At 68.6% G+C, this 14,785-nt stretch carries 8 protein-coding genes; 5 read left to right on the top strand and 3 right to left on the bottom strand.

Features of this window, described 5'->3' with window-relative positions; translation table 11 throughout:
• Positions 1-197 precede the first annotated feature (197 nt).
• Genes KV203_RS00320 through KV203_RS00310 form a run of 3 tightly spaced genes read left to right on the top strand, consistent with a single transcriptional unit; the run spans position 198 to position 4,086 of the window.
• Complete coding sequence (locus tag KV203_RS00320) at positions 198-1,367, top strand: acyl-CoA dehydrogenase family protein (RefSeq protein ID WP_246600366.1); 1,170 nt, start codon at positions 198-200, stop codon at positions 1,365-1,367.
• Between the two features lie 5 nt (positions 1,368-1,372).
• Positions 1,373-2,329 (top strand): amino acid--[acyl-carrier-protein] ligase, encoded by a 957-nt coding sequence (locus tag KV203_RS00315; protein ID WP_373279236.1) that lies wholly within the window; start codon positions 1,373-1,375, stop codon positions 2,327-2,329.
• Entirely contained in the window at positions 2,326-4,086 is a 1,761-nt protein-coding gene (locus KV203_RS00310; RefSeq protein WP_157079856.1) for an alpha/beta hydrolase family protein, read from the top strand. The genes KV203_RS00315 and KV203_RS00310 overlap by 4 nt, the downstream gene beginning before the upstream one ends.
• 76 nt (positions 4,087-4,162) lie before the next feature.
• On the opposite strand, the gene KV203_RS00305 is transcribed toward KV203_RS00310, so the two are convergent.
• Positions 4,163-5,107: a DUF808 domain-containing protein gene (locus KV203_RS00305; RefSeq protein WP_066472080.1), complete on the bottom strand. Its 945-nt coding sequence runs from the start codon at positions 5,105-5,107 to the stop codon at positions 4,163-4,165.
• A gap of 214 nt (positions 5,108-5,321) precedes the next feature.
• On the opposite strand from KV203_RS00305, the gene KV203_RS00300 reads away from it, so the two are divergent.
• Positions 5,322-5,897 carry a Uma2 family endonuclease gene (locus tag KV203_RS00300; protein WP_066472088.1) on the top strand — a complete coding sequence of 192 codons (576 nt, stop codon included), beginning with the start codon at positions 5,322-5,324 and terminating at the stop codon, positions 5,895-5,897.
• A gap of 24 nt (positions 5,898-5,921) precedes the next feature.
• Positions 5,922-8,039: a S9 family peptidase gene (locus tag KV203_RS00295; protein WP_066472090.1), complete on the top strand. Its 2,118-nt coding sequence runs from the start codon at positions 5,922-5,924 to the stop codon at positions 8,037-8,039.
• 78 nt (positions 8,040-8,117) lie between these two features.
• Here the strand turns inward: KV203_RS00295 and KV203_RS00290 are convergent, their stop codons facing one another.
• Together KV203_RS00290 and gltB are read right to left on the bottom strand one after the other, a co-directional pair.
• Complete coding sequence (locus KV203_RS00290; RefSeq protein ID WP_066472094.1) at positions 8,118-9,584, bottom strand: glutamate synthase subunit beta; 1,467 nt, start codon at positions 9,582-9,584, stop codon at positions 8,118-8,120.
• A gap of 41 nt (positions 9,585-9,625) precedes the next feature.
• Positions 9,626-14,290 (bottom strand): glutamate synthase large subunit, encoded by a 4,665-nt coding sequence (gltB, locus tag KV203_RS00285; protein WP_066472097.1) that lies wholly within the window; start codon positions 14,288-14,290, stop codon positions 9,626-9,628.
• Positions 14,291-14,785: the final 495 nt, after the last annotated feature.

Raw genomic sequence — 14,785 nt, 5'->3', positions numbered from 1 at the left:
TCGTCGACGGCCGGCCGAGCGTACTCGTAGTCGGTTACTGCGGGCGAATCCCAGCGTGCGGGCGCATTGCCGCGCTGTGCCGATCAAGATACAGTAATCGGCGCATCAACGCGATCGCACGTATGATCGCGTCTTCCTGCACCACGGTCACTTGTCCCGCCCGACTCAGCGCGCGTTGAACCGACAGGAGCCACCGAGTGAGTTCTCCGACATTGGATGTAGGCGTTCCGGCCACGGGGTTGGATTCCGGCGAATCAGTGCGTCGAGCAGCGGAATTCGCTGCCGAGGTCGACCGGAAAGCCCGCTTCCCGAAGGAGGCGGTCGAGGCGATGCGAGCGGACGGGCTGCTGTCGGCCTCGCTGCCCGCCGAGCTCGGCGGCCGGTCCGCGTCGATCACCGAGCTCGCCGCGGTGGCGCGCAAACTCGGCCGGGCCTGCAGCTCGGCGGCGATGGTGTACGCGATGCACCACACCCAGGCGTTGTCGCTGCGCTTCCATGCCGCCGACGGGCCGATCGCCGAACTGACCCGGGAGATCGCCCGGGAGGAAGCCCTTCTCGCCTCGGCCACAACCGAGATCACCACCGGCGGCGACACCGGGTCGTCCACCTGCGCGGTTGCCCGCGACGGCGACACGGTCACCCTGGCCAAGAACGCGCCGATCATCTCCTACGCGACCTACGCGGACTACATCTGCGCGACCGCGCGCCGCGACGTCGACAGCCCGGCGAGCGACCAGGTGCTGGTGGTGTGCCCGAAGGGCGACACGACGCTGGAGCAGACATCGGAGTGGGACACCCTCGGCTTCCGTGGCACCTGCAGTCCCGGATTCATGTTGCAGACCCACACCGCGGCCCGCAACGTGCTGCCGGTGCCGTACTCGACGATCTCGGCGCACACCATGCTGCCCACCTCGCACACGCTGTGGGCGTCGGTCTGGCTCGGCATCGCCGACGCCGCGGTGAGCAAGGCACGGACGCATGTGCGGTCCGGCGCCCGGCATGCGGCCGGGGTGGTGACCCCGCAGATGGCCAAGCTGGCCGACCTGCTGGTCATTCACCAGACCTTCGAGTCCAGTGTCGCGCAAGAGATTCAACGCTACGAAGAGTTTCTGGCCACCGGCGAACCGGAGCCGACCATCGGCTTCGCGCTGGCGATGAACAATCTCAAGCTCAGCGCCTCGCTGGCGGTGGTCGACGTGGTCGTCGGCGCCCTGGCACTGTGCGGCATCAACGGTTACCGGGAGGATCACCCGGCCTCGATGGGCCGGCTGCTGCGGGACTCCTACGGACCGCAGGTGATGGTGTCGAACGACCGAATTCGGGTAAACAACGCAAAGCTAGTACTCGCCCACCGAGGACAGGGGTAACAGCTGTGACCGTGATTACCGAAGCCCCGATCACCGAAACTCCGCTCCAGCAGGCCCGCCGCGAGTTCCGGGACGAGCTGGTCGAAGCCGGACTGCTCATCCCCACCGGCATCGACGGTCTGTACGGCCGGGCCGGTGCCTTCGAGGCGATCATCGACGGCATCGACCATGCCGTGCGCCGGGCCGGTGCCACGGCACACGGCACCGACGCCCAGGTCGTGCGGTTCCCCCCGGTCTATCCGCGGGAGTCGTTCGAGAAGACCGACTACATCGCCTCGTTCCCCAACCTGACCGGAGCGATCTCCACCTTCACCGGCGACAACCCGGCCCACCGGGCGCTGCTCACCGATCGTGCGGCCGGCCTGCCCTGGGACGGTCATCTCGCCGCCGCCGGGACGATGCTGGTCTCGGCCGCCTGTCACCCGACCTACGCCTCGCTGACCGGTACCGTGCCCGACACCGGTGTGCTGCGCGATGTCTACGGCTACTGCTTCCGGCACGAGCCGGCAATCGACCCCGCCCGGATGCAGGCGTTCCGGATGCACGAGTTCGTCTTCGTCGGCCGGCCCGAGGCAGCCGCGGCGCATCGCGACGCCTGGGTGCCGCGTGGCTTGCAGGTGCTGGCCGACCTGCAGCTGGCGGCGACCGACGTGCCGGCCAACGACCCGTTCTTCGGCCGGGCGGGGCGGATCCTGGCGGTCAACCAACGGGACGAGAACCTGAAGACCGAGCTGGTGGTCCGGCTCTACGGCGACCTGGACGACGGCACCGCGGTGGTGTCGTCGAACTGTCACCAGGACCACTTCGGCGAGAACTTCGGCATCCACACCGCGGACGGCGCCGTGGCACACAGCGCCTGCGTCGGTTTCGGGATGGAGCGGATCGCGCTGGCGCTGCTGCGGACGCACGGCATCGGCACCGGTGGCTGGCCCACCGCGATCCGCGCGACGCTCGGCCTATGAGAGCAGTTCCGATGCGGGCGGTCGACAGCATCGCCACCTATTTCGGCCGACGGTCGGCACCCCTGTTCGGGGTGCTGTCCGTTCCGGCGGACCGCGAGGTCCGGGCCGGGGTACTGATCTGTCCCTCGGTAGGGAAGGAACACGCCGAAACCACCCGCGGCCTGAAGTTGTTCGCCGAGCAGTTGGCGGCGCAGGGGTTCGCGGTGTTGCGATTCGACTATGCCAACACCGGCGAGTCGGCCGGCGACCAGAGCGTGCCCGAAGCCGTGGACAACTGGCTGGCCAGCATCGAGGAGGCGGCCGACTGGCTGCGTTCCATCGGCGTCCCGCAGCTGATCGCGGTCGGCCACCGGGTCGGCGCCTTGCTGCTCTCGCATACGCCGGTGGCCGACGCGGTCGATGCCCTGGTGATCTGGGATCCGGTGGAGAAAGGTCGCCGGTTCCTGCGGGTCAAGACCGCCCTGCTGACCGTCGTCACCGTCACCATCGACGGGTCGCAACCTCCACCGAGCGACCTCGTGTACACCGCCGGTCAGACACTGCATCCCGCCGCGGCCGCGGCGTTCGCCAAGCTGTCGCTGCCGGCCGGCGTCGGATCGGCGCTGCGGCCGGAGAATGTGTTAACCGCACTTCGGGACAGCGATCAGACCAGCCGATTCGCCAAGGCGATGGCCGACCGCGGGGTGCAGCTGATCGAGATCGCCGACCAGACCCGGTTCCTGGAACCGAGCCACCCGTCGTTCCTGCACTTCCCGACCGACGAGTTCGACCGGATCGCGAGCTGGATCGATCAGCGCGCCGAAGCCTGGCCGACGGCGCAGGTGGAGTTCGTCCCGCATACCCACGCCGTGGTGGGCCAGGCCCGGGACGGGCGCCCGATCGTCACCCGGGTCCACGATCTGGACACCCCGGACGGGCCGATCATGGTCTGGGACACCGCGATCGAAGGCACCCACGAGTCGGCCATGCAGGTGGTGATCTCGCATTCGCTCGGCCAGTATCCGCGGACCGGACCGTCCCGGCTGTGGTACGAGGTGGTATCACAGGTGGCCGAGCGCGGTGGCAGGGGCTTGCGCTACGACCGACCGACCGTCGGCGAATCCGGCCGGGCCCGGCTGAGCGACGGCGCCCTGATGATCTACGACGACACGTACCGGCGCGGCAGCGTCGCCGTGCCCCAGTCGATCGAGCTGCCGCCGAACGCGGCGATCGTGCACACCGGTATCTGCGCCGGAGCCTGGGCCGCGGCGCACGGCGCGCTGGCCGGCAAGCGGCTCAACCCGACCGCCGAGACCACCGCGTTGCTGGTCAACGCACAGATGTGGCGGCTCGACCCGATGAAGGAGTACCGCGCGGAGGACTTCGGCTTCCGGGAGACCGACAGCAGCGGGATCGGCGAGCAGGACACGCTGGCCCGGCAGACCCGGCGCAAACTCACCTCGGCCGGCTTCCGTTCGGCCCGCTATATCCATATGTTCGTGCCGCGACCGTGGTGGAGCCAGGTCGCACAAGTCCCGATGATCCAGCTTCCGGACGTGTTCCTGCGCCGGCTGGCCGACCGGTCGGTCGACACCCGCCTGGTGTTCGGCCCGGTCGACCTGGACATGTTCCGGCACTACAACGATGGACCCGAAGTATTACGCCGGGCCAGCCGCCCGATCCGGATGGACACCTACGACATGGGCGACCACACCTGCTATCACGTTGCCGCCCGGGAGGCGATCGTCCGCAACGCCGTCACCGTCCTGGGCCTGTAACTCATCGCAGCGCCGAGCGCGCCTCGGCAAGTGCTGGATTTTGCCCGCTCAGCGGGCAGAATCCAGCACACTTCGATCAGTGCGCGGCGGCCTTCTTCCGCCGTGGAATCACGTGCATGATCGCGACCACCACGGCCCCGACGGCCAGGCCGATCACCGCCGAGATCGCGGTATTGGTCAGCCAGCCCAGGAAACCGCCGATCGCCGGGAGCCAGCCGGACACCGCGTGCTCGGCGTGATGCACCTGCTCGTAGAGCCAGTGCCAGCCCAGATCGTCCACGCCGACCAGCAGGATGTGCCCGCCCACCCAGAGCATGGCGACGATTCCGACCGTGGACAGCACCGACAACACCACCGGCATCGCCTTGACCAACCCACGTCCCAGACCGGCCACTCCGCCGGTCCGGGTGGTGGCCAGGTGCAACCCGACATCGTCCATCTTCACGATGATCGCGACCACGCCGTACACCATCACGGTGATCGCGATCGCGACGACGATCATGATGATCAGCCGGGACAGGAACGGCTGATCGCTCACCTCGTTGAGCGCGATCACCATGATCTCGGCCGAGAGAATCAGGTCGGTGCGGATCGCGCCGGCCACCATGGACTTCTCGTGGTCGGCGCCTTGCTCCGCAACCGGACCGGCGGCGGCCGGGTCATGACCGCTGACCTTTTCCCAGATCTTTTCCGCACCTTCGAAGCACAGGTAGGTGCCGCCGAGCATCAGGATCGGGGTGAGCAGCCACGGCAGGAACTGGCTGAGCACCATCGCGATCGGCAGGATGATCAGCAGTTTGTTGCGGAGTGAACCGATCGCGATCTTCCGAATGATCGGCAGTTCGCGCTGCGGGGTGAAGCCGGTGACGTAACGCGGGGTGACCGCGGTGTCGTCGACGACGACGCCCGCCGCCTTGACGCTGGCCCGACCGGCGGCCGCACCGACGTCGTCGACCGACGCTGCGGCCACCTTGGCGATCGCCGCGATGTCGTCCAACAGTGCTGCCAGTCCGCCCGCCATCGCCGTCCTTCGCTGTCGGGGTGTCCGCTCGAACCGGACGAACCGTCATAAACCCACTCCAGATTAGTGTCCCATCCGGCCGGTGTCGTAGGCCCACATCGCGATCTCGACCCGGTTCCGCGCACCAGCAACCGCCGGTGATGTTCGGCTGTCGGTGGTCCGTGCTGTGCTCTGCGCATGCACACACTGGTGATGCGCAGGGAAAGGGAGGACCATGACGAGGGTGACCGCGGACAACTCGCTGATATCCGGCTCGGGGCCGATCACTGTCGCGGATCTGGCGGAGCTGCCCGATGACGGCCGCCGGTACGAGCTGCTGGACGGGGTGCTGATCGTGAGCCCGGCACCCGGAACCCGGCACCAAGCGATCACCTACCGGCTGTACGGCGTCCTCGAGGCCGCCTGCCCGGCCGAACTCGCGGTACTCGGCGCGCCGTATGCGGTCCATGTCGGGGAGAACACCGAACTCCAGCCCGACCTGCTGATCGGCCGCCTCGCCGACTTCACCGCCACCGACCTGCCCGCCGCCCCGGTACTCGTCGTCGAAGTGGCCTCGCCCAGCACCGCACTGATCGACCGCAACACCAAGAAGGCCGCGTACGCCCGCATGGGCGTCGCCCACTACTGGATCATCGAACCCGCCGGACCCCGACTCACCGCGTACCGCTCGGCCGACGGCGAATACCACGAGGTCGCCACCGCGATCGGCGCCGAAACCTTCACCGCGACCACGCCGTTCCCCGTCCGGTTCGTGCCACGCGACCTGCTCGGTCCGTTTGCCAACTGCTGAACCGTCTCGTGCCATGCTGCCCGGGTGACCAGCGAAACGAGCTATCCGCGGGAATCGGCCCGGACTCAGCGCTACACCCTCGGCCTACCGCGCGACGTGGTCGTGTCGCCGGACGGGCGGCGGATCCTGTTCCTGCGCAGCCGCAGCGGCACCGATCCGGTCACCTGCCTGTGGGTGGTCGACGCCGCAACCGGAACCGAGACGCTCGTCGCCGACCCGGCCGCGCTGCTGGCCGGGGACGATCACGACCTGCCCGCGGCCGAGCGCGCCCGCCGCGAACGGGCGCGTGAAGCGGCGGGCGGGATCACCGGGTTCGCCACCGATGCACCAGCCGGGCTGGCCGCCTTCGCCCTGGCCGGGCGGCTGTTCGTCGCCGACCTGACCGCCGGCACGACCCGGGAACTCGCGGTTGCCGGGCCGGTGTTCGACCCCCGACCGGACCCGACCGGACGTCGCATCGGCTACGTCAGCGACCATCGGTTCCGCATCGCGGATCTCGCCGGCAGCTGGCACGAGCCGGCCGGTACCGCCGGCTGGCATGAGCCGGCCGGCACCGCCGACGACACACCGGAAGTCGGTTGGGGCGGCGCGGAGTTCATCGCCGCCGAGGAGATGGGCCGGTTCCGCGGTTTCTGGTGGAGCCCGGACGGCGAACGACTCGCGGTGACCCGGGTGGACGACAGCGACGTGCAGCGATGGCATATCGCCGACCCGGCGCGGCCCGAGCAGGCACCGATCACCCGGCCCTACCCCGCCGCGGGCACGCCGAACGCCGCGGTGACCCTGCACATCGTCGGCGTGGCCGACGGCCGTACCGAGGTCGTGTGGGATCGCCCGGCGTTCGAGTACCTGACCGACGTGGCCTGGTCCGCGGCCGGGCTGATCTGCACCGTCCAGTCCCGTGATCAACGGCAGCTGCAGGTGCTCGACGTCGACCCGACCACCGGCGCAACCCGGCCCCGCTGGACCGACACCGACGACGACTGGGTGGAGCTGGTGCCCGGGGTACCCCGGCTACGCCCCGACGGCGCGCTGGTCACCTGCGCGGATCGGGACGGCGCGCGGCGGCTGTTGCTCGACGGCACCCCGGTCACCCCGGCCGACCTGCAGGTGCGCGCGGTCACCACCGTCGACGGGCCCGGGATCGTGTTCACCGCCAATCGACTCGACGACGCGACCGATATCCAGGTGTGGCGCTACCACGACGGCGACCTGACGGCGTTGACCACGGCGCCGGGCGTGCATCGGGCCGCCGCCGCCGGCGGCACCGTGGTGATCGGAACGGCCACCCTGGCCGAACCGGGGACCCGATGGGCCACCCGCGACGGCGTCGAGCTGACCTCGCATGCCGCCGCGCCGACCCGCCGCGCCACCCCGACGCTGCACTTCTTCGGCAAACGCCGGCTGGCTACCGCGGTGCTGCTGCCGGCGAACCACGACGGCAGCCCGTTGCCGGTATTGCTCGATCCGTACGGCGGCCCGCACGGTCCGCGGGTGCTGCGCTCACACAACGCACACCTGGCGTCGCAATGGTTCGCCGATCAGGGTTTCGCGGTGCTGGTGATCGACGGTCGCGGCACGCCCGGCCGGGGTACTGCCTGGGAGCGTGCGGTGCACCACGACCTCGCGACCGCCGTGCTCGACGACCAGGTGGACGGGCTGCACGCGGCCGCCGACGAACTCGGGGTGCTCGACCTGTCCCGGGTGGCGATCCGGGGCTGGAGTTTCGGCGGCTACCTGGCGGCCCTCGCCGTGCTGCGCCGGCCGGACGTGTTCCACGCCGCCGTTGCCGGGGCCCCGGTCACCGAATGGCGGCTCTACGACACCCATTACACCGAGCGCTATCTCGGCGATCCGGCCGCGCAGCCCGAGGTGTACGACGCCGGGTCGCTGCTCCCGCTCGCGCCCGACCTGCGCCGGCCGCTGCTGCTGATCCACGGGCTGGCCGACGACAACGTCGTCGCCGCACACACCCTGCAACTGTCCAGCGCACTGCTGGCCGCCGGTCGGCCGCACGAGGTGCTGCCGCTGGTCGGGGTATCGCACATGACGCCGCAGGAGGTGGTCGCGGAGAACCTGCTACTGCATCAGCTCGACTTCCTCCGCCGCTCGCTCGGCCCGGAACGTGTCGGTGCGGTGTGATGTGCCGCACACCGTTCCCGCCGACGATCATCCCGAGCACGCTACTCGGCCGCTGAGCACCGCCGGGGCAGCCGCACGTCACCGCTGCGGCAGCGCGTCGGTCTCGATCGGCGCGGGCAGCCAGGTGTCGCCGACCAGGAAAGCATCGACTGCGGCCGCGCAAGCGCGGCCTTCGGCGATCGCCCACACGATCAACGATTGGCCCCGGCCCATGTCGCCGGCCACGAAAACTCCCGGCGCCGTTGTCTGCCAGTCGCTGGTCCGGGCGACATTTCCGCGCTCGGTGTACTTCACGCCGAGACTGTCCAACAAACCCGGCTTCTCCGGTCCGACGAAACCCATGGCGAGCAACACCAGGTCGGCGTCGAGCGTGAAGTCGCTACCGTCCACCTTCCGGAAACGGCCGTCGACCATCTCGACCTCGTGCGCGGCCAGCCCGGTGACCCGGCCGTCCACACCGACAAAACGTTCGGTGTTCACCGAGAACACCCGTTCGCCGCCTTCTTCGTGGGCCGACGACACGCGGTACATCAGCGGATAGGTCGGCCACGGCGTGGACGCTGCGCGTTCCTCCGGCGGCCGCGGCATGATCTCGAACTGATGCACGGCGGCCGCCCCCTGCCGGTGCGCGGTGCCCAGGCAGTCCGCGCCGGTGTCGCCACCGCCGATGATCACGACCTTCTTGTCCCGCGCGTGGATCGGGGGCAGCCCGTCCTCGTCGGTGACGTCGTCACCCAGCTGCACCCGGTTCGCCCAGGGCAGGAACTCCATCGCCTGATGGATGCCGGTCAGCTCGCGACCGGGAATCAGCAGATCCCGCGCGTCGGTCGCCCCGCCGGCCAGCACGATCGCGTCGAACTGATCGCGTAGCTGCTTCGCGGTGAGGTCCACCCCGACGTTCACCCCGGTCTTGAAGACGGTGCCTTCCGCCTCCATCTGCGCCAACCGGCGATCGATGTGCCGCTTCTCCATCTTGAACTCGGGGATGCCGTAACGCAGTAGCCCGCCGATCCGGTCGGCCCGCTCGAATACGGTGACCGTGTGGCCCGCCCGGGTCAGCTGCTGCGCGGCGGCCAGCCCGGCCGGCCCCGACCCGACCACGGCGACCAGCTTGCCGGTCAGCCGGGTCGGATACACCGGCTGCACCCAGCCGGCACCGAACGCGTGGTCGATGATCTCGACCTCGACCTGCTTGATCGTGACCGGGTCCTGATTGATCCCGAGCACGCACGACGCTTCGCAGGGCGCCGGACACAATCGCCCGGTGAACTCGGGGAAGTTGTTGGTGGCATGCAGCCGATCGATCGCGTCCCGCCACCGCCCGCGGAAGATCAGGTCGTTCCACTCCGGGATCAGGTTGCCGAGCGGGCAACCGTTGTGGCAGAACGGGATGCCGCAATCCATACAACGACCGGCCTGCCGCTGCAGCACCACGTCGTCACCCGGCTCGTACACTTCCCGCCAGTCCAGCAGCCGGAGCGGAACCGGCCGCCGGGCCGGGGTTTCCCGCCTGGTGTGCTTCAGAAATCCTTGCGGGTCAGCCACGTACCGCCACCTTCTCCTCGCTCCACAACCGGTATCGCAGCTCAGGCACGAGCGGCATCCATGATCGCCTCGTCGACATTGCGACCGGACTCTTCCGCTGCCGAGATAGCCAGCAGCACCTTCTTGTAGTCCCGCGGCATCACCTTGACGAAGTGCGCCGACTGCGCCGACCAGTCGTCCAGGATCGCCTCGGCCACCGCCGAGTCGGTCTCGGTCCGGTGCGCCCCGATCAGGTCGTGCAGCCAGTCCAGATCCGCCTCGTCCAGCGGCTCCAGATCGACCAACTCGGTGTTCAGGTCGGTCGCGAACGTCGCCTCCGGGTCGTACACGAACGCGACGCCGCCGGACATGCCGGCGCCGAAATTGCGTCCGGTCGGGCCGAGGACGACCACTCGGCCACCGGTCATGTACTCGCAGCCGTGGTCACCGACACCTTCCACCACCGCGGTGGCGCCCGAGTTACGCACGCAGAACCGCTCGCCGACCACGCCCCGGATCAGAATCCGACCGCTGGTAGCGCCGAATCCGATCACGTTGCCGGCGATGATGTTCCGCTCGGCGACAAAACCCGCCGGCGCATCCGCCGGGGGCCGGAGCACCACGTGTCCGCCGGACAGTCCCTTGCCGACGTAGTCGTTCGCGTCACCGAAAACCCGCAGGGTGATCCCGGCCGGGACGAACGCGCCGAAACTGTTGCCGGCCGAACCGGTGAAGGTGATGTCGATCGTGTCGTCGGGCAGGCCGACCCCGCCGTACAGCTTGGTCACCTCGTGGCCGAGCATCGTGCCGACCGTGCGGTTCACGTTGGAGATCTTGCTGTCGAACTTCACCTTCGCACCGCGCTCCAACGCATCCCGGCTCGCGGTGATCAGCTGCTGGTCCAGCGCCCGGTCCAGACCGTGATCCTGCACCTTGGTCTGGTGCAGATCCTGGTACATGAACGCTGTCTCGACCACGTCGAGGATCGGCGAAAGATCCAGCTTGCTGGCCTTCCAATGCGCCTTGGCGCGAGTGGTGTCGAGCATCTGCACCTGACCGACCGCCTCGTCGAGGGTGCGATAGCCCAGCTGTGCCAGCAGCTCGCGGACCTCCTCGGCGATGAACAGGAAGAAGTTCTCGACGAACTCCGGCTTACCGGTGAACCGCTCCCGCAGGACCGGATTCTGCGTCGCGACGCCCACCGGACAGGTGTCGAGATGGCACACCCGCATCATGATGCAGCCGGACACCACCAAGGGCGCAGTCGCGAAGCCGAACTCCTCGCCGCCCAGCAGCGCGGCGACCACCACGTCTCGCCCGGTCTTGAGCTGGCCGTCGACCTGCACCACGATCCGGTCGCGCAGGCCGTTCAACAGCAGGGTCTGCTGGGTCTCGGCCAGCCCCAGCTCCCACGGACCACCGGCGTGTTTCATCGAGGTCAGCGGGGTGGCACCGGTGCCGCCGTCGTGTCCGGAGATCAGCACCACGTCGGCGTGCGCTTTCGACACGCCGGCCGCGATCGTTCCGACTCCCGGCTCGGCGACTAGTTTCACGTGAATCCGAGCCGACGGGTTGGCATTTTTCAGGTCGTGGATCAGCTGCGCCAGATCCTCGATCGAATAGATGTCGTGGTGCGGCGGCGGCGAGATGAGGCCCACCCCCGGCGTCGAATGCCGCACCTCGGCGACCCACGGATACACCTTGTGCGCCGGCAGCTGGCCACCTTCACCCGGCTTGGCACCCTGCGCCATCTTGATCTGGATGTCGGTGCAATTGGTCAGGTAGTGCGCGGTCACCCCGAACCGGCCGGAGGCCACCTGCTTGATCGCGCTCCGCCGCCAGTCACCGTTCTCGTCCGGCTCGAACCGGGCCGGATTTTCGCCGCCCTCGCCCGAGTTGGACCGGCCGCCGAGCCGGTTCATCGCGATCGCCAGCGTCTCGTGCGCCTCGGCGGAGATCGAGCCGTAACTCATCGCCCCGGTGGAGAACCGCTTGACGATCTCGCTGGCCGGCTCCACCTCGGCCAACGGCACCGGTCGGCGCCCGGATTCGTCGGCCGTCTTGAACCGGAACAACCCGCGCAGCGACGCCAGTCGCTCGGACTGGTTGTCGATCAGCTTGGTGTACTCCTTGAAGATCGAGTACTGGCCGGTGCGGGTGGCGTGCTGCAGCTTGAACACCGTCTCCGGGTTGAACAGGTGGTACTCACCCTCCCGGCGCCATTGGTACTCGCCGCCGACCTCCAGCTCGCGATGCGCCCGCTCGTGCCGGTTCTCCAGAAACGCCGAGGCGTGCCGCATCGCCACGTCCGAGGCGATCTCGTCCAGCCCGATCCCGCCCAACGGCGAGCGCAGGCCGGTGAAGTACTCCTCACACAGCTCCTGGGACAGCCCGACCACCTGGAACAACTGCGCGCCGCAGTAGGAGGCCAGGGTGGAGATGCCCATCTTGGACATCACCTTCAACACACCCTTACCGGCCGCCTTCACGTAGTTCGACACGGCGCGGTCGTAATCGGCGCGGATGTCGCCGGTGCTGCCCGGCATGCCGAGCCCGCCTCGCTCGAGCTGGTCCTCGATCGACTCGAACACCATGTACGGGTTCACCGCGGCAGCCCCGAAGCCGACCAGCATCGCCATGTGATGCACCTCGCGGGCATCACCGGCTTCGACGATCAGCCCGACCTTGGTCCGGGTGCGTTCCCGCACCAGGTGGTGATGCACGGATGCGGTGAGCAGCAGGGACGGAATCGGAGCCAACTTTTCGTTCGACTCGCGGTCGGACAACACGATGATCCGTGCGCCGCCGTCGATCGCCGCCGACACCTGGGCCTGGATCGCTCGCAACGCGAGCCGCAGCCCCGTTCCGCCCTCGGCAACCGGGTACAGCCCACGCACGACCACCGAGCGCAGGTCGTCGCGGGTGCCCTCGTCGTTGATGTGCACCAGCTTGGACAGACTGTCGTTCTCCAGGATCGGCTGCTGCAGCGCGATCTGTTTGCACGAGTCGGGCCCCGGGTTCAGCAGATCCGCCTCGGGACCGATGGTCACCCGCAAGCTGGTGACCACCTCCTCCCGGATCGCGTCCAACGGCGGGTTGGTGACCTGCGCGAACAACTGGGAGAAGTAGTCGAACAACAGCCGCGGCCGGGCCGACAACACCGCGATCGGGGTGTCGGTACCCATCGAACCGATCGCCTCGGCGCCGGTCCGGGCCATCGGCGCGAGCAGCAGGTTCAGTTCCTCGTTGGTGTAGCCGAAGATCTGCTGCCGAATCAGCACCCGATCGTGCGACATGTGCACGTGCGGCCGGTCCGGCAGATCGGCCAGTTCGACCAGCCCCTCGTCCAGCCACTGTCGGTAGGGATGCTCGGCCGACAGCTCGGCCTTGATCTCGGAGCCCTCGACGATCCGGCCCTGCGCGGTGTCGACCAGGAACATCCGGCCCGGCTGCAACCGGCGCTTCTCCACCACCTTCGACGGGTCGATGTCGAGCACACCGACCTCGGACGCCATCACCACCAGACCGTCGTCGGTCACCCAGATCCGGCTCGGCCGCAGACCGTTGCGGTCCAGCACCGCCCCGATCACGGTGCCGTCGGTGAAGCACACCGACGCCGGACCGTCCCACGCCTCCATCAACGAGGAGTGATACTGATAGAACGCCCGGCGGGCCGGGTCCATCGACTCGTGTCGCTCCCAGGCCTCCGGAATCATCATCAGCACCGCATGCGGCAGGCTGCGGCCGCCCAGATGCAACAGCTCGAGCACCTCGTCGAAACGCGCGGTGTCGCTGGCCCCCGGCGTACAGACCGGGAAGATCTTCTCCAGCTTTCCCGGGCCGAAGATGTCGGTATCGATCAGCGCCTCGCGGGCACGCATCCAGTTCTCGTTACCGGTGACGGTGTTGATCTCACCGTTGTGCGCGACCCGCCGGAACGGGTGCGCGAGCGGCCAGGACGGGAAGGTGTTGGTGGAGAAGCGGGAGTGCACCAGCCCGAGCGCGCTCTCCACCCGCTCGTCCTGCAGATCGCGATAAAAGCCGCGCAGCTGCGGCTCGGTGAGCATGCCCTTGTAGACGATGGTCTGTCCGGACAGGCTCGGAAAGTAGATGCTCTCCCGGCCGGTGGCGCCTTCGCCCGCGCCGTCGCTGCCGAGCTCGTGGGTGACCCGTTTCCGGACCACGTAGACCCGGCGCTCCAGATCCATCCCGGTCAGCGGCTGCTCGGCACCGGTCGGGGACCCGATGAAGACCTGCCGAAACGTCGGCATCGCATCCCGGGCCAGCGCGCCCAGCGCCGACTCGTCGATCGGCACATCGCGCCAGCCCAGCAGCTCCAGGCCTTCTTCCCGGACGATCTTCTCCAGACCGAAACTGGCCCGCGCGGCGTCTCGACGTGCCTGCGGCAGAAATGCGATCCCGGTGGCATAGGCACCCGCCGGCGGCAACTCGAAGTCGACGACCGCACGGAAGTACTTGTCCGGAACCTGGATCAGCAACCCCGCGCCGTCACCGCTGTTCGGCTCCGCACCGACGGCGCCCCGGTGTTCGAGATTGAGCAGCGCAGTGATCGCTTGTTCGACGATTCGGTGACTACGCCGCCCGTGCATGTCGACGACGAACGCGACACCGCACGAGTCGTGCTCATTGGCCGGGTGATACAGACCGGTCGGCCCGGGTAGATTTACCGACGTCAGCCCATCACCGATCCGCAGGCTCCGCTCCATATACATCAATCCTTGCCTCCGTCTGCATCGCTTCCCAGGAGAACCGGCGCCCATGACGGTCATCGGAGGCGCTGTGCGGATCCGTCGTCGTGCGCCAGATCGGTCCTCGACCTGGGCGGCAGCCGGGCGCAAGCGCTCTGCGTGAAAGCACAGAATAAATCAGCCCAGCAGGTTCTGCACCAACCGAACGACCCCGAACCACCCGACTAGCTGCGCTGATACTGCATCGGCATACGGGCGGCGGTGCGACCGGTCGAGATTCGTCCACCGCAGCGCCGGCGAACCGCCGTCCACCTCGGCCGATACCGTCCGGAGTGGGCGATCCGAGCGGTGCCGAGGCGGCCTGAATTCCACCGGTTCCCGACGTTGCTGTGACACGATTCACCAGCACTCCCGCGCCCCGGCGCGACCTGCGTCGATCCCGATACGGCGCGACCACACCCGAGCCGGCTCGTCCGGCCAGGCTTGGGCGCCAGGCTATCGCCTGCCACCCTG

Source organism: Skermania piniformis (assembly GCF_019285775.1).
In the GTDB taxonomy this organism is placed as follows: Bacteria; Actinomycetota; Actinomycetes; order Mycobacteriales; family Mycobacteriaceae; genus Skermania; species Skermania pinensis.
The sequence above is the reverse complement of the archived record's forward strand: the minus strand, read 5'-3'. Positions and strand labels throughout refer to the sequence as shown.

What these genes read in the sequence shown, in the direction of transcription:
- KV203_RS00310 (WP_157079856.1), top strand. Translation starts at nt 2,326, where the DNA reads ATGAGAGCAGTTCCGATGCGGGCGGTCGACAGCATCGCCACCTATTTC.
- KV203_RS00305 (WP_066472080.1), bottom strand. Translation starts at nt 5,107, where the DNA reads ATGGCGGGCGGACTGGCAGCACTGTTGGACGACATCGCGGCGATCGCC.
- KV203_RS00300 (WP_066472088.1), top strand. Translation starts at nt 5,322, where the DNA reads ATGACGAGGGTGACCGCGGACAACTCGCTGATATCCGGCTCGGGGCCG.
- gltB (WP_066472097.1), bottom strand. Translation starts at nt 14,290, where the DNA reads ATGGAGCGGAGCCTGCGGATCGGTGATGGGCTGACGTCGGTAAATCTA.